The organism is Sphingomonas sp., from assembly GCF_026460985.1.
Classification (GTDB): domain Bacteria; phylum Pseudomonadota; class Alphaproteobacteria; order Sphingomonadales; family Sphingomonadaceae; genus Sphingomonas.
The window spans coordinates 20812-40057 of sequence record NZ_JAPKNM010000039.1 but is presented as its reverse complement, the minus strand read 5'-3'; the positions used below and the strand labels follow the sequence as shown (position 1 = coordinate 40057).

Below are 19246 nucleotides of genomic sequence, written 5' to 3'. Positions count from 1 at the left end.
CGGACGGCAAATACCAATATAAATCCACCGCAGTCCCATTGCCCGCGCGGACATGTTGGGATAGCGTCCCGCCGCAAGCGGGGCATCGACGGCGGCAAGGGGCCTCCCCGGGGGAGGAATGGATGGCATTTTCGGATCAGATCGGGCGCTTCCGCGAGGACAATCCGTCCCCGCTCTATCTCCAGCTCCAGCAGCTCATCCGCGATGCGATCGGCGCCAACGTCCTCGTGCCCGGCAATGCGATCCCCCCGGAGCGCGATCTCGCCACCGAATATGACGTGTCGCGCATCACCGTGCGCAAGGCGATCGGCGGGCTCGTCGAGGAAGGCCTGCTCACGCGCCGCCGCGGCGCCGGCACCTTCGTCGCCGGGCGCGTCGAGAAGAGCTTCTCCAAGCTCTCCTCCTTCACCGAGGACATGGCGGCGCGCGGGCGCAAGGCCAGCAGCAGCTGGATCTCGCGCGCGCCGGGCCAGGTGAACCCCGAGGAAGCGATGATGCTGGGTCTCTCGCCCGGCGCCCCGGTGCTGCGCTTCACCCGCATCCGCTATGCCGACGACGAGCCGATGGCGCTCGAATTCTCGACCATCGCCGGCTATTGCCTAGCCTCGGTCGACGTGGTCGAGGACTCGCTCTACAGCGCGCTCGAAAAGGCCGGCAATCGCCCCGTGCGCGCATTGCAGCGCCTCCGCGCGGTGCCCTTCGGCGCCGAGCATGCGCGGATGCTCGGCGTCGATCCCGGCCATGCCGGCCTGCTGATCGAGCGCCGCGCCTTCCTGCGCGACGGCCGCCCGGCCGAAGTCACCCGCTCCTACTACCGCGGCGACGCCTACGACTTCGTCGCCGAGCTCAGCGACATCTAGGTTGCGGGCGCTGTCAAATCCTCCCCCGCCAGGGGGAGGTGGCACGCGTAGCGTGACGGAGGGGGCGGAACCACTGCGTTCAATTGGAGAGGGCACTGCTTACCTCCCCCTCCGACGCCTTCGGCGCCACCTCCCCCTGGCGGGGGAGGATTGAATGTTCTCGCTCGCCGATATGTCTATCGGCCCCAGGCCTCCACGAATCGCATGCGTTTCCCTCTGACAGCACGCCCCCAACCGGAGTATCCCCAATGAACCGCCGCCAACTTCTCCTGGGAGGCGCTGGCGCCGGCGCGCTGCTCGCGGTACCAGGGCACGCGGCGGCCGCTGCACCGGCGGCCGGCGACGGCGACGGTTTCCCGATGCCGGCGCCCCGGCGGAGCCCCCTGCCCCGGCTCCCCGAGCCCGATCCCTCGCGCACGCGGCTCGAGCTCGGCTGGCGCTTCCATGAAGGCGACATCCCGACGGCCGAGCCGCAGGGGCACGAGGCGACCTATGTCAGCGTCAAGGCCGGCAACGCGCTCGGCGCGGCGGCGATGCTCTACGACGATTCGGACTGGGCCGAGATACGGCTGCCGCACGACTGGGCCGCAGCCCAGCCCTTCGTCCGCACCGCCAACGTCTCGCAGGGCTATCGCCCGCGCGGCATCGGCTGGTATCGGCGCGCGCTGCGGCTCGATCCTGCCGATCGCGGCAAGACGATCGAGCTCCATTTCGACGGCATCGCCACCAATGCGACGATCTGGGTCAATGGCAGCCTCGCCGCGCACAATTGGTCGGGCTACAACAGCGTCTATGCCGATCTGACGCCCTTCGCGCGCTTCGGCGACGAGACGAACATGATCGTCGTCCGCGCCGATGCCGACGCCAAGGAAGGCTGGTGGTACGAAGGCGCCGGGATCTACCGCCACGTCTGGCTGGTCCGCCGCGCGCCCGTGGCGATCGTCAGCGACGGCGTCCACTGCGATCCGCGCCAGGCGCCCGGCGGCGGCTGGCGCGTGCCCGTCACCGCGACCCTCACCAACATCGAACGCGCCGCGGCAAGCGTCACGGTCGAAGCCACCCTGCTCGCTCCTGACGGCCGCGAAGTCGCGACGCAGCGGACCGAAGTGCGCGTCCCGTCGCTCGATCGGGCGGACGCCGCGCTCACGCTCGATGCCGGCACGCCGTCGCTCTGGTCGGTCGAGACGCCGACGCTCTACACCGTGCGCACCCGCGTGCTGCGCGGCGGCGAGACCATCGACGAGCGCCGCATCGCGATCGGCTTCCGCACGGTGCGCTTCGATGCCGACAAGGGGCTGTTCGTCAACGACAAGCCGGTCAAGCTCAAGGGCGTCTGCATCCATCAGGACCATGCCGGGATCGGCGTCGCGATACCCGATTCGATGCTCGCCTGGCGGCTCGAGCGCTTGAAGGCGATGGGCTGCAACGCGATCCGCATGTCGCACAACGCGCCCAATGCCGAGCTGCTCGACTGGTGCGACCGGATGGGCTTCCTCGTCATGGACGAGAACCGCAACTTCAATCCGGCGCCCGAGTATCTCGCCCAGCTCGAATGGCTGGTGCGGCGCGACCGCAACCATCCCAGCGTGATCCTCTGGTCGGTGTTCAACGAGGAGCCGATGCAGGGCACCGAGGCCGGGGTGGAGATGGTGCGCCGCATGTCCGCCGCGGTCCGCCGGCTCGACGACAGCCGCCCGGTTACCGCCGCGATGAACGGCTCCTTCTACACGCCCGTGAACGTGTCGAGCGTCGTCGACGTGATGGGGTTCAACTATTACCAGGCCGATTACGACAAGTTCCACCGGCTGAACCCGACCAAGCCGACCACCAGCTCGGAGGACACCAGCGCCTTCGAGACGCGCGGCGCCTTCGCCACCGATTCGGCTGGGCACGTCATCACGTCCTACGACACCGACGCGGCGAGCTGGGGCGGCACGCACCGCGATTCGTGGAAGAACATCGTCGAGCGCCCCTTCGTCGCCGGCGGCTTCGTCTGGACCGGGTTCGACTATCATGGCGAGCCGACGCCGCACGAATGGCCGACCGTCTCGAGCTTCTTCGGCATCCTCGATCTGTGCGGCTTTCCCAAGACCGCGTTCGATATCCACCGCGCGCACTGGATCGACGATCGTCCCGTGGTGGCGATCGCGCCGCACTGGACCTGGCCGGGCCGCGAGGGCCAACCGATCAAGGTCTTCGTCACCAGCAATGCCGAGACCGTGATGCTGCGCCTCAACGGCCGCGATCTCGGCGTGCAGCGGGTCGACCGGATCATGGGCAACGAATGGACCGTGCCCTATGCCCCCGGCCGGATCGAGGCGCGCGCGATGCGCGGCGGCAAATTGGTGGCGACCGCGGTGCACGAGACCGCGGGCGCACCGGTGGCGCTGCGGCTCACCCCCGCGCGCACGGTCATGGCCGGCGACGACGAGGATGCGCAGCCGATCACCATCCATGCGATCGACGCCCTCGGCCGCCACGTCCCCACCGCCAACCTGGCGACGCGCTTCACCGTCGAGGGCGCGACGTTGCTCGGCGTCGGCAATGGCGATCCCAACAGCCACGAGCCCGAGCAGTTCGCCGGGCCGGAGGGCGGGCGCTCGCTCTTCAACGGCCTCGCGCAGTTGATCGTCCGCGCCGGCGCCGGCCGCGGGCGCATCACCGTCCGCGCCACCGCGCCGGGGCTCAAGCCCGCCACGCTGGTGATCGACCGCACCGATATCGCCCCGCGCGCGCAGGTCGCCGCGACTCCCGCGGTGCTGCGCGTGCGCGACTGGCGCCGCTCCGCCGCCTTCCCCGCGCGTCCCGATCCCGGCCTCGCCCCCGCCGACGGCGACAATAACAGCTGGGACTTCGTCCGCAGCGGCCAGCCCACGCCGGCCGACGCCCAGCCGGGCTGGCGCATCTACCGGACGCGCGTCACGCCCTGGAAGCGCGTCGCCGCCGAAGGGGGCATGGTCGCGTTCGACGCGCTCGGCGGCCGCGCCGAGCTGTGGATCGACGGCGTCCGCGTGGCCGCCAAGGACAACGCCGCCACCGCCCCGCTCCGCGCGCCGATCGTGCCCGGCGCCGGCCAGCGCACAATCGTGCTGCTCGTCGAGGCCCCGGCGGGCCAGCCCTCCGGCATATTGGGCCCGGTGGCGATCACTGGGCGCTGAGAATCGGACTGCAGCTTGCCCCTCCCTGCAAGGGAGGGGTTGGGGTGGGTGCGCGCGTCTGCGCGCCTAAAAGACTCGTTGCCCAGTATCGAAGCGCCGGACGAGGCATCGAGCCTCGCCCGGCGCTACCCACCCCTTGATCCCCTCCCTTGCAGGGAGGGGAAACATAAATGTCGCCCCCCAGGATCAAACGACGCGCGTGCCGCCGATCCAGGTGCCTGCCGGCCGCAGGTCGCGCGTCAGCCGAACCCAGTCGGCGCGCAGCCCGGGCGCCAGCGCGCCGCGCTCGCCTGAGAGGCCGAGGAACGCCGCCGGGTTGGTCGCGCCCATCGCCGCGGCATCGGCATGCGACAGCCCGATGCGCGCGACCGCGTTGCGGAACGCCCCCGCCATGTCGAGCGCCGATCCGGCAAGCGTGCCGTCCTCGCCCACGCAGCAGCCGTCCTCGACGCGGATATGCTGCCCGTGCAGCGTGAACTCGGTCAGCCCCGATCCCACGCAGGGCATCGCGTCGGTGACGAGCAGGAACCGGTCGTGCGGCCGCGCGCGCATCGCGATGCGCAGCGGCGCGTCATGGACGTGGTGGCCGTCGATGATCACCCCGCAATAGACCTGCTGGTCGTCGAGCGCGGCGCCGACCACGCCCGGCGCGCGGTGCACCAGCGGCGACATCGCATTGTACAGATGCGTGACCCCTGTCATCCCGGCATCGAACGCCGCGACGGCGGTGGCATAGTCGGCGTCGCTATGCCCGATGCTCAGGATCACCCCCGCGGCATGCAGCCGCCTGATGTCCTCGAGCGCCACCATCTCGGGCGCGAGCGTCAGCATCACCTTGCCGCGCCGGGGCCGCGCGAGCAATGCGATCAGCGCCTCGTCGAGCCGGCGGAACTTGTCCGGGTCGTGGATGCCCTTGCGGCGCACATTGATGATCGGCCCTTCGATATGCACGCCGATGCAGCCGGGCACGCCCGCCGCGATCGCCGCGTCGCCCGCGTCGAGCGCCGCTTCGATCACCTCGGCCCGGTCGCTGATCAGGGTCGGCAGGAAGCCGGTGGTGCCGAAGGGCGCATGCGCCGCGCCGATCGCCGCGATGCCCTCGACGCTGGTCGCGTCGTTGAACAGCACGCCGCCGCCGCCGTTCACCTGCGTGTCGATGAAGCCGGGGACGATCCACCCGCCCTCCAGGTCGATCGCGTCCGAAGCGCCCGCGTCCGGCGCGAGCGCGACGATGCGCCCCGCCTCGACTTCGATCGCGGCGCCTTCGAACGTGCCGGCGGACGTGACGACATGCCCGTTGGTGAAACGAAGCGAAGTCATCGTGTTTCGGTTACTTTCTTCAGATGGAGCGGGCGATCGGGATCGTGCCCGCGTGCCAGCGCGAGCGCGTTCGCCATATGATAGAAGCTCTGGATGATGAGGATCGGCTCGAGCGCCGGGTGATCCAGCAGCGCCGGCAGCAGGCAGGCGCCCTCCGCGCGCGCATCGGCCAGGCAGACCCGCGCCCCGCGCGCCTCGAACTCGGCCGCCGCCTCGCGCACGCTGTCGCCCGCCATGTCGGACGTGGCGAAGGCGAGTATCGGGAAACCTTCGCCCACGATCGCCATCGGCCCGTGCCGCACCTCGGCGGCGCTGAACGCCTCGGCGTGGAGGCCGCAGGTTTCCTTGAGCTTGAGCGCCGCTTCCTGCGCGATGCCGAAGCCATAGCCGCGGCCGATCACGAACAGGTTGTTCGCATCGCGCAGCATCCGGACGCCGCCGCTCCAGTCGAAGGCGCTGGCGATCTCGAGCTGGTCGGGCAGCCGGGCGAGCGCCGCGCCCAGCGCATCGTCGCGCGCCCATTCCGCGACCAGCGCGGCGAAGGCGGCCAGCGCGGCGATGTACGACTTGGTCGCCGCCACCGATCGCTCGGGCCCCGCCTTGAGCCCGATGCACGTATCGGCCATCGCCGCCAGCGGCGAGCTCTCGTCATTGACCAGAGCGAGCACATGCGCGCCCGCTTCCTGGTGCGATTTCACCGCGGCGAGCAGGTCCGGGCTGCGGCCGCTCTGCGAGACGGCGATGCAGAGCGCCGCGCCGGGCGCGACCGGAGCCGAGAATACCGACGCCACCGACGGCGCCGCCGACGCCACCGGAATGCCGAGCATGGTCTCGATCAGATATTTGCCATAGGTCGCCGCATGATCGGACGAGCCGCGCGCGCAGGTCACGACCCGCGTCGGCGGGTTCGCGCGCAGCATCCGGGCCAGTTGCGCGAAGGCGGGCGCATTGGCATGGATCAGCCGCCGCACCGCTTCCGCAGCTTCGGACGCTTCGCTCTCCATCAGCGTGACGCCCTCGGTTCTCACCTGCTCGTCCACAACCACCGTCACCCCGCTCGACTCCTGTATAGGAAGGACGGGATAAGTCACATATTGGTATTGTTCAATGTCCTATAGGTCCGCAGCATATCCTGAAGCGCGGCCACCTTGGCCGGATCGGTCCGCAGCAAGGGCCCGGACTGGAAGCCGAAGCGCCGTTCCGCCTCGCCGCTGTCGTCCGTCGCGCTGCGGCACGACGCATGGACCTCGCGCACGCCCGTCGCCAGGATCGGCGGCAGCGTCGCCGTGTCCACCCCGCTCCCGGCAAGGATAGTGATGCGGTCGCCCGCGCGCCGGACGAGTTCGCCCAGCGTCGCGACTCCGTCGACTGCCCGCAGCGTCCCGCCCGAGGTGAGGATCCGCTCGAAGCCGAGCGCGACCGCGGTCTCCAGCGCCGCGAACGGATCGGGACAGAGATCGAAGGCACGGTGCAGCGTCAATGACAAAGGCCGCCCGCGCCGCGCGCCTTCGCGGCGGGCATGGTCGACCCATGCGGCGAGCAGATCGGTATCGAGCACGCCCGAGTCGCGGCTGGCCCCCAGCACGACGCCGGCCAGGCCCACCTCCGCCGCGGCGGTGATGTCCGACGCCACCAAAGCCGCCTCGGCCGCATCGTAGCGGAAATGGCCTTCGCGCGGCCGCGCGAGCAAGTGCGTGGGGATCGGGGCGTCGGCGGCGACACGGATCAGCGAGGCGGGCGGGGTCAGCCCGCCCAGCGCGAGCGCGGCGCACAGCTCGATCCGGTCGGCCCCGCCCCGGACCGCGGCGGCAACCCCCTCGGCGCTTTCGACACAGACTTCGAGCATCCCCACCCTCCAGGTCATAAGAAAGGTCCTATAGGGCCAATTCGCGGGACCGGAACCCGCGCACCGTCCGCCCGCGCAACTTCATCTCCTTTTAACCTGCGTCGCCCACTTAGGGGGATCGAGTGGTACCGGTGTCAGGCCGGGCCACAATTTGCTGGGTCGCACCTTATGATCGACGTCGCCTTGTGCATCGGCCGGGACCATGATCCCTGGCTGGTCCTGCTCGCCGTATTCGTCTGCTGCACCGGCGCATTCGCCATCATGCAGATGTTCGGCCGCGCGCAGGTCACCAGCGGCGCGCACCGCGTCGCCTGGCTGTTCCTCACCGCCGTCGGGGCGGGCGCCACGATCTGGTGCACCCATTTCGTCGCCATGCTCGCCTATCGCGCCGGGGTGCCGGTACGGCTCGATCCGGTGCTCACCATCGTGTCGCTGATCGCCGCGATCGCCGGGACCGGCATCGGCTTCGCCGTCGCGGTCCTGCACAGGAATCTCCTCAGCTCGATCCTAGGGGGGGGCCTCGTCGGGCTCGCCATCTCGGGCATGCACTTCACCGGCATGGCCGCCTATCGCGTCGACGGCCTGGTCGAGTGGCGCCTGCCCTATGTCGCCGCGTCGGTGCTGTGCTCGGTGGTCTTCGGCGGCGCGGCCCTCGCCGCGATCGGCTCGCGCGCGCTCGGCCGCTACCGGATCGCCGCCGGCACCGGGCTGCTGGTCACCGCGATCGCGACTTTGCACTTCGTCGCGATGACCGCGCTGCGCATCACCCCGCTCCGCCTCAGCGCGTCGCCGCTCGAGCCCGAGCAGATGCAGGCGCTTGGACTGGCGACCGCGATGGTCGGGCTGGTGGTGATCGCGGCGGGCGTGTTCGCCGCGCTGATCGATCGCTGGACGCGCTCGGACGCGATGGAGCGGCTGCACCACATGGCGATGAACGATTCGCTCACCGGCCTGCCCAACCGCATCAGCTTCCAGCAGGAGCTCAAGCACCAGATCGAAGTCGCGCGCGCCGCCGGGACCCAGCTCGGCGTGGTCGCGATCGATCTCAACCGCTTCAAGGAAATCAACGACGTCCACGGGCACAAGGCCGGCGACCAGGTGCTGACCCTCCTCGCCCAGCGCATGGCGGGCCAGCTCGGCCGGAACGAGATGGTCGCGCGCTTCGGCGGCGACGAGTTCGTCGCGCTGATCTGCTTCGACCATCGCGTCCAGCTGTCCAACTTCACCGATCGCCTCAAGGGCGTCCTCGAGGCGCCGCTCGCGCTCGGCACGTTCGAGGCGCGCGTCGGCGCCAGCCTGGGCGTCGCCGTCTATCCGGCGGACGCGCGCGACGCCGAGACGCTGATGAACAATGCCGATCTGGCGATGTATCGCGCCAAGAGCCGGCGGGCGGTGCTGCCCTGCTTCTACGATGCGCCGCTCGACGAGGCGATCCGCGACCGGCGCGAGCTGGCGAACGACCTGCGCTTCGCGATCGAGCAGGGCCAGCTCGAGCTCCACTACCAGGTGCAGACCTCGGTCACGACGCACGAAGTGACCGGCTATGAGGCGCTGCTGCGCTGGACGCACCCGGTGCGCGGCGCGATCCCGCCCAGCCTGTTCATCCCGATCGCCGAGGAGAACGGACTGATCCTGCCGCTGGGCGAGTGGGTCCTGCGCCGCGCCTGCACCGACGCGGCGGGTTGGGTCCATGAGAGCAAGGTCGCGGTCAACGTGTCGCCGATGCAGCTGGCCCATGTCGATCTGCCGCGCCTCTTCCACCAGGTGCTGCTCGATACCGGGCTGCCGCCGCGCCGGCTCGAGATCGAGCTGACCGAATCGGCGATCATCGCCGATCGCGATCGCGCGCTGCACGTGCTGCGCCAGATCAAGGCGATGGGCATCGGCGTCGCGCTCGACGATTTCGGCACCGGCTATTCCTCGCTCGAGACGCTGCGCGCCTTCCCCTTCGACAAGATCAAGCTCGACCGGCTGTTCGTCTCCGAGCTCGAGGACAGCCCCCAGGCGGTCGCGATCGTCCGCGCCGTGCTCGCCTTGGGCAAGAGCCTGTCGATCCCGGTGCTCGCCGAGGGCATCGAGACCGAGCGCCAGCTGGGCGTGCTGCGCCGCGAGGGCTGCGACGAGGTCCAGGGTTTCCTGCTCGGCTATCCCCAGGCCCGCGCCGAATATGACCAGCCGGCGTTGACCGGAGACGCCGACCCGGCGCCCGCGAACCCGGTCAGCGACGCGGCTTAGGACGCCTTCAGCCTTCTTTATCCTCCCCCGCCAGGGGGAGGTGTCAGCCGCAGGCTGACGGAGGGGGCGGAATCACTGCGCTCAGTTGGAGAGTGCGCTGCTTACCTCCCCCTCCGACGCCTTCGGCGCCACCTCCCCCTGGCGGGGGAGGATCTAGGAACTGAACACCCCCTCCCCCTCCGCGCCGATCCGGTACGGAATCCTGCGATTTATCCGATATTTTGATGCTCTAGGCACCTTGCCCGGCTTGACAGCGCTGCCGTCGCAACTCAATGGTAGCGCTATCAAAACCAGAATCTCTGTAAGGCGAGTGATCTTGAAAGCGTCTCCTGCCGAATTGCTGCCCGCCGATCATGCGCAGGCGACCCTGATTGGGCGCATCCTGCTCGAAGCCGGCCCCACCCCCGTCCTCGTCCGCGACGGCGTGGTCCATGACGTCTCTGCCGCCGCGCCCACCGTCGCCGATCTGCTCGAGCGCGACGATCTCGCCACGCTCACCGGCACGCCCGTCTGCGGCGTCGAGGCGCTCGGCACCGACGCCGGCCCCCGCCTGCTCGCGCCCGTAGACCTCCAGTGCATCAAGGCGTGCGGCGTCACCTTCGCGCTCTCGGCGATCGAGCGCGTGATCGAGGAGCGCGCGCGCGGCGATGCCGACAAGGCGTCCGAGATCCGCGGCGATCTCGAGGCCAAGGTCGGTTCCGGCATCCGCTCGGTCGTCCCCGGCTCGCAAGAGGCCGCCAGTCTCAAGGCCGCGCTGATCGACGCGGGCATGTGGTCGCAATATCTCGAGGTCGCGATCGGCCCCGATGCCGAGGTGTTCACCAAGGCCCCCGTCCTCTCGGCGGTCGGCTGGGGCGACGATATCGGCATCCGCTCGGACAGCGACTGGAACAATCCCGAGCCCGAGGTCGTGCTCGTCGTCGACCGCCACGGCACCCCGCGCGGCGCGACGCTCGGCAACGACGTCAATCTGCGCGATTTCGAGGGCCGCAGCGCCTTGCTCCTCGGCAAGGCCAAGGACAACAACGCCTCGACTGCGCTCGGCCCGTTCATCCGCCTGTTCGACGCGAACTTCACGATGGACGATGTCCGCGCCGCGGTGGTCGACCTCGAGATCCATGGGCCCGAGGGCTACAAGCTCAGCGGCACCAACAAGATGAGCGAGATCAGCCGCGATCCGACCGAGCTCGTCCGCCAGGCGCTGAGCGAACATCAATATCCCGACGGCTTCGCGCTGTTCCTCGGCACGCTCTTCGCACCGGTGCAGGACCGCGACCATCCCGGCCGCGGCTTCACCCACAAGGAAGGCGATATCGTCCGCATCGCGACGCCCAAGCTCGGCGCGCTGGTCAATCGCGTGACGACCTCCAAGGCCGCTGCGCCCTGGGAATTCGGCATCCGCGACCTGATGCGCAATCTCGCCGCGCGCGGCCTGCTCGCGTGAAAACCGTTTTCATTAGCGAATTGATCCTTTACCATCATGGCAACCACGCTCACGCGCCCTGCGCGCTCACAGGAACTTGCAATCTCCATGGCCGAAGCTGATCCCACGCACCTGCCGCTCGCGCGCGATCAGCGGGCGATCTATCCCAGCCTCAAGGGCAAGCGCGTGCTGATCACCGGCGGCGGCTCTGGCATCGGCGCGGGCCTGGTCGAGGGCTTCGTCCGCCAGGGCGCGCAGGTCACCTTCTTCGACATCGCCGAGGAGGATTCGGCCACGCTCGTCGAGAGCCTGAAGGGCGCCGCGATCGCTCCGGTGTTCCAGCGCTGCGACCTCACCGACGTCGTCGCGGTCCAGGCCGCGATCGCCGCGCTGATCGCGGAGCACGGCGCGTTCGACATCCTCATCAACAACGCCGCCAACGACGATCGCCACACGATCGAGCAGGTCACGCCCGAATATTGGGACAACCGCATCGCGGTGAACCTCAAGCATTTGTTCTTCGCCGCGCAGGCGGTGATCCCGGGGATGAAGGCCCAGGGCGGCGGCGTGATCGTCAATCTCGGCTCGATCTCGTGGCACTTGGCGCTCGAGGAGCTCGCCCTCTACCAGACCTGCAAGGCCGGCATCGAGGGCCTCACCCGCAGCTTCGCGCGCGAGCTCGGCCCCGACAATATCCGCTCGGTCTGCATCGTCCCCGGCAACGTCAAGACGGTGCGCCAGATGAAGTGGTACACGCCCGAGGGCGAGGCCGAGATCGTCAAGGCGCAGTGCCTCAAGGGCCGCCTCGTCCCCGACGACATCGCCGCCATGGCGTTGTTCCTTGCCTCGGACGACGCCCGGCTGGTAACGGGCCACGAATATTTCGTGGACGCAGGGTGGCGATAAGATGAGCAAGGTGGCGATTTCCGAGCCGGTCAGCATTTGGCAGCTCGGAGCGCCGCTCGGCGAAGGTCCGGTCTGGGTCGAGCGCGACCAGGCGCTCTGGTTCGTCGACATCAAGGGCTACCAGATCCACCGCTACGATCCGGCGAGCGGCGCGACGCGCAGCTGGAACGCGCCCGGCCAGGTCGGCTTCATCCTGCCGGTCGAGAGCGGCGGCTTCGTCGCCGGGCTCCAGACCGGCCTCGCCCGCTTCGACGAGCGCGACGGCAGCTTCACGCATATCTGCGCGCCCGAGCCCGACCTGCCGACCAACCGCCTCAACGACGCCACCGTCGATCCCTTGGGCCGGCTGTGGTTCGGCAGCATGGACGACGGCGAGAGCGCGATCACCGGCACGATCTACCGCCTCGGCGGCGACGGCGCCTGCGTGCCCGTCAGCCCGCAGGTCTCGATCACCAACGGCCCCGCGGTCTCGCCCGACGGCAAGACGCTCTACCATGTCGATACGCTCGGCGGGGTGGTCTATGCCTGCGACGTCGACGATGCCGGCATGCTGGCGAACCGCCGCGAATTCGCCCGCATCCCCAATGCGGAAGGCTATCCCGACGGCCCCACCGTCGACAGCGAAGGCTGCGTCTGGATCGGCCTCTACATGGGCTGGGGCGTGCGCCGCTATTCGCCTGGCGGTGAGCTGCTCGAGGAAGTCAGGTTCCCGGTCAGCGCGATCACCAAGATCGCATTCGGCGGCCCCGACCTCAAGACCGTCTACGCCACCACCGCCAACAAGCACCTCGCCCCCGGCGACCTCGCCAAGGAGCCGCACGCCGGCGACCTGTTCCGCTTCGAAGTCAGCGTCCCCGGCCAGCCCGGCACGCCGATCCGCGTGGGCGTTTAGGTCGAAGCGGCATTCAGATTCCCCTCCCTGCAAGGGAGGGGTTAGGGGTGGGTAAGAAAAGGTCGGGCTCGATGCCCGGCCTTTTCTTCATTCCACGCAGCTCGATGGGCTCGCTGCGCTCGCACCCACCCCCGCCCCCTCCCTTGCAGGGAGGGGAGTCTCTGTTGATGAATGTCGCTTCGGCCTAAAGCCTCATCGCCATGAACACGGTCCCCGGCGGCGTCGGCCGGTAATAGGGGTCGATCCGGACGAACCCCATCGCCTCGTAGAGCGCGATCGCCCGCGCCATCGAAGCCAGGGTGTCGAGCCGCAATTCGCGATAGCCCAGCCGCCGCGCCTCGGCGATCACCGCCTCGGCCAGCGTCCGCCCCAGCCCCAGCCCGCGTGCCTCGGGCAGCAGATAGAGCCGCTTCATCTCGCACACCCCGTCCGCGTCGAGCGGCCGCAGCCCCACGCAGCCGAGTGCCGCGCCGTGGGCGTCCTGCGCGAGCAGCAGCGCTCCCCGGGGCGGAGCGTATTTCCCCGGCAACCCGGCGAGCTCGCTCCCGAAATCCTGATAGTCGAGGTCGACCGGAAGCGAATCCGCATAGCCCCGGAACAGCGTTGCCGCCGTCCGCAGTTCCGCCGCGCTCTCCGCCTGCTTTATCCGAATGCCGTCCGCCACCGTAACGATCTGGGGATCCGGCAGCGCCGCCGCAATGGCGTTGCGGGTATCGTGTGCCGCCCCTAAGCTCGACGGAAGCGCAGCACAGGGGGCAAGCGAATGATCCAGGGAATGACGATCGCCGCCGCCTTGTTCCTGTCCCCGCAAGCTCAGCCCACGGCGGAGAGCCTGTTGCAGGTCGCCGACGCGTTCGACCGCGCGCAGCTGGCCAAGGACGCCGCAGCGCTGGAGCGCATGGTCGCCGACGACCTGATCTTCATCGACGGCAGCGGCAAGCGCCTGGGCAAGCAGGCCTTCATCCATGGCTGGACCGCCCCCGGCGACGCTTTCGACCCGATCGTGCTCGTCGATCGCCGCCTGGTGCCACTCGGCCCCGACGCCTTCCTGGTCAGCGCCGAGACCACGCTGTCGGGCACTTCCGACGGCAAGCGCTTCGCCAGCGCCTTCCGTTTCACCGATACCTTCCGGCGGGTCGATGGCCGCTGGCGCGCCGTACACATCCAGGTGACGCGCCTGCCCGCGAAGAACTGAGCGGCGCCCGGCCGCCGAGAGGATATGGCGCGCGGCCCGGTGCTGGTCTAGGGGCCGGGGAATGGACTTCGACGATCAACTCCGCCGCTATTTCGGCACCACGGATTTCGCCGCGCTGAACCCCGACGCCCTCACCGCCGGCACCGACCGGATCGGCGTCGACCTCGGCCTCGAGACCGACCGCAACCGCCGCTTCGCGCTCTGGGCGCTGCTCCACATCCTCGGCAACGCGCCCGACCTCGACGTGACCTTCGCCGAGGAAGCCGACCGCGAGGCCGCCCGCAACTTCATGGACCTGCTCGCCGCCGACCAGGAGTGAGGTCAGCGCCTGGTGTCGACGGCGATCCAGTTCGTCTCCCAATTCGCCCCGCCATCGGCCGAGAACGCCTGCTCGAAGCGCGCCGAATTGGGCGTGACGTCCGAGATGATGAAGCGGACGAGCACGGTGCGGCCGTCGACGCTGTCCACGCCGTAAAAGGTCCCCCGCCCCTTCGCGTCGAACGCGCCGGTGACCGGCGGCGTGAGGCGGCCGCTGCGGACGCTCGCGAAGTTGAGCGTCCATTGCCGCGCCTTGGGGTCGTAGAGCCGGAGCGACATGCCCTCGATCTTCCCCGACGCGCCTTCGACCGAAAGCTCGACGAGGTTGGCGCGGCCGCCCAGCACCGGGCGAACCTCGGTCGTGCCGCGATACTCGACCCACCGGGTCGATCCGGTCAGCGGCTCGGGCAGATAGCGCAGTTGGGTCGTCCAGCTTCCGATTTCCCAGTCGAAGTCCCGGCTCCCGTCGCGCGCCTGCGCCGGTGCCGGGGCTGCTGTCTGTCCGAAACTTGGGGCGGGACAGGCCAGGAGGACGGCTGCCAGAGCGAGCGCGCCCGCCGCGGCGGCCCACTTTGGCCGAACCGCCCCACCGAATCGTTCGCGACGATCATGTCCATGCCCCAGCATCAGCGCCTCCTCCGGTTCACCCTGCAATATCCGGCTCCAGCGGCTTAGGGAACCGACGGATCGTGGCGATTGGCTATCGATGTCCCTACGCGTCCCTCGAACAATCTCCTTCTCCCCTTGTGGGAGAAGGAAGGGGCCCGCTCGCGAAGCGAGTGGGAAGGATGAGGGGGACTGAGTCTCACTCCCCCCTCACCCTTCCGCCGACTTCGTCGGCTCCCTCCCTCTCCCACAAGGGAAGAGGGAGTAGGATGCGAACCCTCACCCCTTCCGCACCGGCTGCCGGATCACCGTCCTGAGCTTCCCGGGCGCCACCTTGCGCGGGTCGCCGAGATAGACCTCGTGGTGCCGGCCCGCGAAGTCGTAGCCGCCCGCGGGCATGACCTCCCGGTGCAGCGTCGCGAGCAGCGGCCCTTCGTCGTCATAGCTGCCCACATGCAACGCCTGGAGGCAAAGGCCTTCCTCCAGGCTCTCCAGCCGCAAGGTCTCGGCGAGGGCGCCACGCTTCTCCCGTGCCTTCTCCCTCGCAGCCAGGAACGCCGTCTCGTCCACGAAGTCCGGCACCATGATCATCATGGTCCAATCCCATTCGTGCTTGCGCCGCGCAGTGAAGCTTTCCGGGTCAGGCGCCGACCAGAGCCCCTCCAGCGGCGCCACGACGAAGTCCCTCTCCTCCGCCTTGCAGGCGAACTTGATCGTATAGGCCGTCGCATAGAGGCTCTCGACCGCCAGCCGATAGGCCGGGGCGGTGTTCGGGTCGCCATGGCCGTCCGCCATCAGATAGGAGACCCGCGGCACGTCGATCGGCACGAAGCGGCCGCGCGGCGCGGTGAAGAGCGCCTTCCGGGTCTTCTTCAGGTCCAGCTTCTCCATCCGCCCCGCCGTCCCCCGGATCAATGATTGTGCCGCGGCGCCTTCTCGCTGGTCCGCCGGTACTTCAGCGCGAAGTCGAGCACCCCGCCCTCGCCCAATTGCCCCACCTTCTCGCGGTACAGTTCCTCCCAGGGCGTGTTGCTCTCGGGGACCGGCGGCACCGGCTCGGCCTTCCGGCGCGCGATCTCGTCCGGCGCGACCAGCGCGTCGCAGGTACCCGCGTTGAGATCGACGCGGATCACATCGCCGGTCCGCAGCCAGGAAAGCCCCCCGCCCGCCGCGCTCTCGGGCGAGGCGTTGAGGATCGACGGGCTGTCCGACGTTCCCGATTGCCGCCCGTCGCCGAGCGTCGGCAGGCTCATGATGCCCTGCTGGATCAAGTGATCGGGCGGCTGCATGTTGACCACCTCGGCCGAGCCGGGCCAGCCGATCGGGCCCGCGCCGCGGATCACCAGGATGCAGTTCGCGTCGATGCCCAGTGCCGGATCGTTGATCCGGTGGTGATAGTCGTCCGATCCGTCGAAGATGATCGCCCGGCCTTCGAACACGCCCTCCTGCCCCGGCCGCGAAAGATAGCGCGCCGCGAAGTCGGGCCCGATCACGCTGGTCTTCATGATCGCCATGTCGAAGAGATTGCCCGAGAGCACGAGGAAGCCCGCTTTCTCCTTGAGCGGCTTGTCCCACGGGAAGATTACCGCCGCATCGCTCGCCGCGCGGCCGGTGACATTCTCGGCCAGCGTCTTGCCGGTGCAGGTCATCACGCTGCCGTCGAGCGCGCCATTGGCAAGCATCTCGGTCAGCACCGCGGGAATGCCGCCCGCGCGGTGGAAGCGCTCGGAGAGGAATTCGCCCGCGGGCTGCATGTTGACGATCAGCGGCAGGTCGTAGCCCGAACGCCAGTCGTCCGGCGTGATCTCGATCCCCGCATGCGCCGCCATCGCGACGAGGTGCGGCTGGGCGTTGGTCGAGCCGCCGATCGCGGTCAGCAGCTTGATCGCGTTGAGGAAGCTCGCCTTGGTCAGGATCTTCGAGGGGCGAAGGTCCTCATAGGCCATCTCGACGATGCGCTTGCCGGTCTCGTACGCGATCTGCCCGCGCTCGCGATACGGCGCCGGGATCATCGCGCAGCCGGGCAGGCTCATCCCCAGCCCCTCGGCGATCGAGTTCATCGTCGATGCGGTGCCCATGGTGTTGCAATGGCCGGGCGACGGCGCGCTCTCCATCGCGCGCTTGAGGAACTCCTCCTCGTCGATCTCGCCCGCCGCCATTTTCCGCCGGCTCCGCCAGATGACGGTACCGGAACCGACCAGCTCGCCTTCGTGCCACCCGTCGAGCATCGGCCCGCCCGAGAGCACGATCGCCGGGATGTCGACCGTCGAGGCCGCCATCAGCGAGCTCGGCGTGGTCTTGTCGCAGCCGGTGGTGAGGATCACCGCGTCGATCGGATAGCCGTTGAGGATCTCGACCAGCCCCAGATAGGCGAGATTGCGGTCGAGCGCCGCGGTGGGGCGGCGGCAATTCTCGAAGATCGGATGGAGCGGGAATTCCATCGGCACGCCGCCCGCCGCCAGGATGCCCTCCCGCGCCCGCTTGACCGTCTCCAGATGGATACGGTTGCACGGCGCGATATCGCTGCCCGACTGCGCGATGCCGATGATCGGCTTGCCCGAGCGCAGCTCGTCGGGCGTGATGCCGTAGTTCATGAAGCGCTCGAGATAGAGCGCCGCCATGTCGCTGCGGCCGGGCGCGGCGAACCATTCGCGCGAACGGAACGGGCGGGCAGGCGTACGGGTCGTCATCGGTCACTCCAAACAAAATACGCGTCATCCCCGCGCAGGCGGGGATCCAGGGTCACAAGCGATATCGCCCTTGGCTCTGGATCCCCGCCTGCGCGGGGATGACGAAAGAAGGGAGGAGTAGGCCCTCCCCTCCCTTATCCTTCCATCGCCTCCAGTTCCTTGCCCTTGGTCTCATGGATGAAACGCTGGACGAGGAAGAAGCTGATCACCGCGCACAGCCCATAGAACGTATAGCTCGCGGCAAGGCCGATCCCCGAGGCCATCACCGGGAAGCTCTGCGCGATGAGATAGTTGGCGAACCACTGCGCGAAGCCGCACACCGCCAACGCCGAACCGCGGATTTGGTTCGGGAACATCTCGCCGAGCATCACCCACATCACCGGGCCCCAGGAGACGTTGAAGAAGATCACGTAGAGATTGGCGGCGATCACCGCGATCGTGCCGAGCTGGACCGAGAGCACCAGCTTGCCCTCGGCGTCGAGCGAGCCCTGGCTGAAGGCGTAGACCATCACGAACAAGGTCAGCGCCATGCCCGCCGAACCGATCAGCAGCAGTGGCTTGCGGCCGATCTTGTCGATCACCGCGATGGTGACGAAACAGGCCGCGATCGAGACCGCGCCCGAGACGATGTTGATCAGCAGCGCGTCGCCCTCGGTGAAGCCGGCGAGCTGCCACAGGGTCGCGCCGTAATAGAAGATCACGTTGATGCCGACGAGCTGCTGGAACACCGCGAGCAGCAGGCCCGCCCAGACGATCGCACGGATGCCGAGGAAGCCGCGGCCGCCCTTCGGGGTCAGCACGTCCGAGAGCTGCGGACGGTGGTCGGTCGAGAAGCTCGCCTGGATCTCGGCGAGCTTGAGCGCGCCCTGCGTGGTGCCGAACAGCGACGTCAGCACGGTGAGCGCTTCGGGGTTGCGCCCCTTGGAGACGAGATAGCGCGGGCTCTCCGGAATGAAGAACAAAGCGACGAGGAACACCGCGGCCGGGATCGCCTGCATCAGGTACATCCAGCGCCACGCTTCGATGCCCAGCCAGAACTTGTTGGTCGAGGCACCGGCCGCCCCGGCGAGGTAGTAATTGACCACGAACGCGGCGGTGAGGCCGGAGATGATCATGATCTGCTGCACCGTCGTCATCCGCCCGCGGATGTTCGCGGGGGCGACTTCGGAGATGTAGGCCGGCGACAGCACCGATGCGGCGCCCACCGCCATGCCGCCCAGGATACGGGCGATGACGAAGATGTTGTGGTCGTGCGACAGGCCCTGGATCAGCGCGCCGACGAGGAAGAGCACCGCGGCGAGCCGCATCACGTTGCGGCGGCCCATGCGGTCCGCGAGGGTGCCGGCGAAGAAGGCGCCGATGAAGCAGCCGATCAGCAGCGAGCCGACGGTGAAGCCGAGCCCGGCCTCGTCGAGCGCGAACGCCGCCTTGAGGCCCGGCTGGGTGCCGTTCACGGCGCCGCTGTCATATCCGAAAAGCAATCCGCCGATCGTCGCGACCGCGACGATGGCGCTGATCAGGCCGATATTGGCCCTCTCGGCGGTCTGATTCATCCCCACTTCCTCTCCTGGTCACCCGTGCGCGACCCGGCACGGCGTGTTAGCGGTAACGGTGGCCCGGACGCCGGGCAAATGCAAGCGCCTCTAATTCAAATCCTCCCCCGCCAGGGGGAGGTGGCGCCGAAGGCGTCGGAGGGGGAGGTAAACGGCGCACTCTCCAATGGAGCGCCGTGATTCCGCCCCCTCCGTCACGCTGCGCGTGCCACCTCCCCCTGGCGGCGGAGGATTGAAAGGCTTC

Annotated in this window: 16 protein-coding genes; 8 read left to right on the top strand and 8 right to left on the bottom strand. The window is 68.9% G+C overall.

What is annotated here, in order from left to right:
• The first annotated feature begins 122 nt into the window (after positions 1-122).
• Both MT490_RS06950 and galA read left to right on the top strand, forming a co-directional pair.
• Positions 123-860: a GntR family transcriptional regulator gene (locus tag MT490_RS06950; RefSeq protein ID WP_297385505.1), complete on the top strand. Its 738-nt coding sequence runs from the start codon at positions 123-125 to the stop codon at positions 858-860.
• 248 nt (positions 861-1108) lie between these two features.
• Positions 1109-4018, top strand: a complete 2910-nt coding sequence (gene galA, locus MT490_RS06945; protein ID WP_297385504.1) for a beta-galactosidase GalA — start codon at positions 1109-1111, stop codon at positions 4016-4018.
• A 186-nt stretch (positions 4019-4204) separates the two neighbouring features.
• On the opposite strand, the gene nagA is transcribed toward galA, so the two are convergent.
• From nagA to MT490_RS06930, 3 genes are all read right to left on the bottom strand, one after another.
• Entirely contained in the window at positions 4205-5338 is a 1134-nt protein-coding gene (gene nagA / locus MT490_RS06940; protein ID WP_297385503.1) for an N-acetylglucosamine-6-phosphate deacetylase, read from the bottom strand.
• The gene (locus tag MT490_RS06935) at positions 5335-6342 is read right to left on the bottom strand and encodes an SIS domain-containing protein (RefSeq protein WP_297385511.1); all 1008 of its coding nucleotides are present in this window, start codon (positions 6340-6342) and stop codon (positions 5335-5337) included. Before MT490_RS06935 ends, nagA begins: the two co-directional genes overlap by 4 nt.
• 83 nt (positions 6343-6425) lie before the next feature.
• A complete protein-coding gene (locus tag MT490_RS06930; RefSeq protein WP_297385502.1) occupies positions 6426-7184 on the bottom strand; it encodes a copper homeostasis protein CutC in 759 nt (252 codons plus the stop codon).
• A 168-nt stretch (positions 7185-7352) separates the two neighbouring features.
• Here MT490_RS06930 and MT490_RS06925 point away from each other — a divergent pair, with 168 nt between their 5' ends.
• The 4 genes from MT490_RS06925 to MT490_RS06910 all read left to right on the top strand — a co-directional run bounded on the left by MT490_RS06925 (position 7353) and on the right by MT490_RS06910 (position 12640).
• A complete protein-coding gene (locus MT490_RS06925) occupies positions 7353-9419 on the top strand; it encodes a bifunctional diguanylate cyclase/phosphodiesterase (protein WP_297385501.1) in 2067 nt (688 codons plus the stop codon).
• 316 nt (positions 9420-9735) lie between these two features.
• Positions 9736-10863, top strand: a complete 1128-nt coding sequence (locus tag MT490_RS06920; RefSeq protein WP_297385500.1) for a fumarylacetoacetate hydrolase family protein — start codon at positions 9736-9738, stop codon at positions 10861-10863.
• Between the two features lie 87 nt (positions 10864-10950).
• On the top strand, positions 10951-11748 hold the full coding sequence (locus tag MT490_RS06915) for an SDR family oxidoreductase (protein ID WP_297385499.1): 798 nt from the start codon (positions 10951-10953) through the stop codon (positions 11746-11748).
• A 1-nt stretch (position 11749) separates the two neighbouring features.
• Positions 11750-12640 (top strand): SMP-30/gluconolactonase/LRE family protein, encoded by an 891-nt coding sequence (locus MT490_RS06910; protein WP_297385498.1) that lies wholly within the window; start codon positions 11750-11752, stop codon positions 12638-12640.
• Between the two features lie 184 nt (positions 12641-12824).
• Here MT490_RS06910 and MT490_RS06905 read toward each other — a convergent pair whose 3' ends face one another.
• Positions 12825-13304 carry a GNAT family N-acetyltransferase gene (locus MT490_RS06905; protein ID WP_297385496.1) on the bottom strand — a complete coding sequence of 160 codons (480 nt, stop codon included), beginning with the start codon at positions 13302-13304 and terminating at the stop codon, positions 12825-12827.
• Between the two features lie 99 nt (positions 13305-13403).
• Here MT490_RS06905 and MT490_RS06900 point away from each other — a divergent pair, with 99 nt between their 5' ends.
• Positions 13404-13835, top strand: a complete 432-nt coding sequence (locus MT490_RS06900) for a nuclear transport factor 2 family protein (RefSeq protein WP_297385494.1) — start codon at positions 13404-13406, stop codon at positions 13833-13835.
• Positions 13836-13896: 61 nt separating this feature from the next.
• Positions 13897-14154 (top strand): hypothetical protein, encoded by a 258-nt coding sequence (locus tag MT490_RS06895; protein WP_297385492.1) that lies wholly within the window; start codon positions 13897-13899, stop codon positions 14152-14154.
• Positions 14155-14156: 2 nt separating this feature from the next.
• Here MT490_RS06895 and MT490_RS06890 read toward each other — a convergent pair whose 3' ends face one another.
• The 4 genes from MT490_RS06890 to MT490_RS06875 all read right to left on the bottom strand — a co-directional run bounded on the left by MT490_RS06890 (position 14157) and on the right by MT490_RS06875 (position 19002).
• On the bottom strand, positions 14157-14780 hold the full coding sequence (locus MT490_RS06890) for a hypothetical protein (RefSeq protein WP_297385491.1): 624 nt from the start codon (positions 14778-14780) through the stop codon (positions 14157-14159).
• 258 nt (positions 14781-15038) lie between these two features.
• Positions 15039-15650 (bottom strand): GyrI-like domain-containing protein, encoded by a 612-nt coding sequence (locus MT490_RS06885; RefSeq protein ID WP_297385489.1) that lies wholly within the window; start codon positions 15648-15650, stop codon positions 15039-15041.
• A 20-nt stretch (positions 15651-15670) separates the two neighbouring features.
• Complete coding sequence (locus MT490_RS06880; protein ID WP_297385487.1) at positions 15671-17449, bottom strand: IlvD/Edd family dehydratase; 1779 nt, start codon at positions 17447-17449, stop codon at positions 15671-15673.
• Positions 17450-17583: 134 nt separating this feature from the next.
• On the bottom strand, positions 17584-19002 hold the full coding sequence (locus MT490_RS06875) for a sugar porter family MFS transporter (protein ID WP_297385484.1): 1419 nt from the start codon (positions 19000-19002) through the stop codon (positions 17584-17586).
• Positions 19003-19246: the final 244 nt, after the last annotated feature.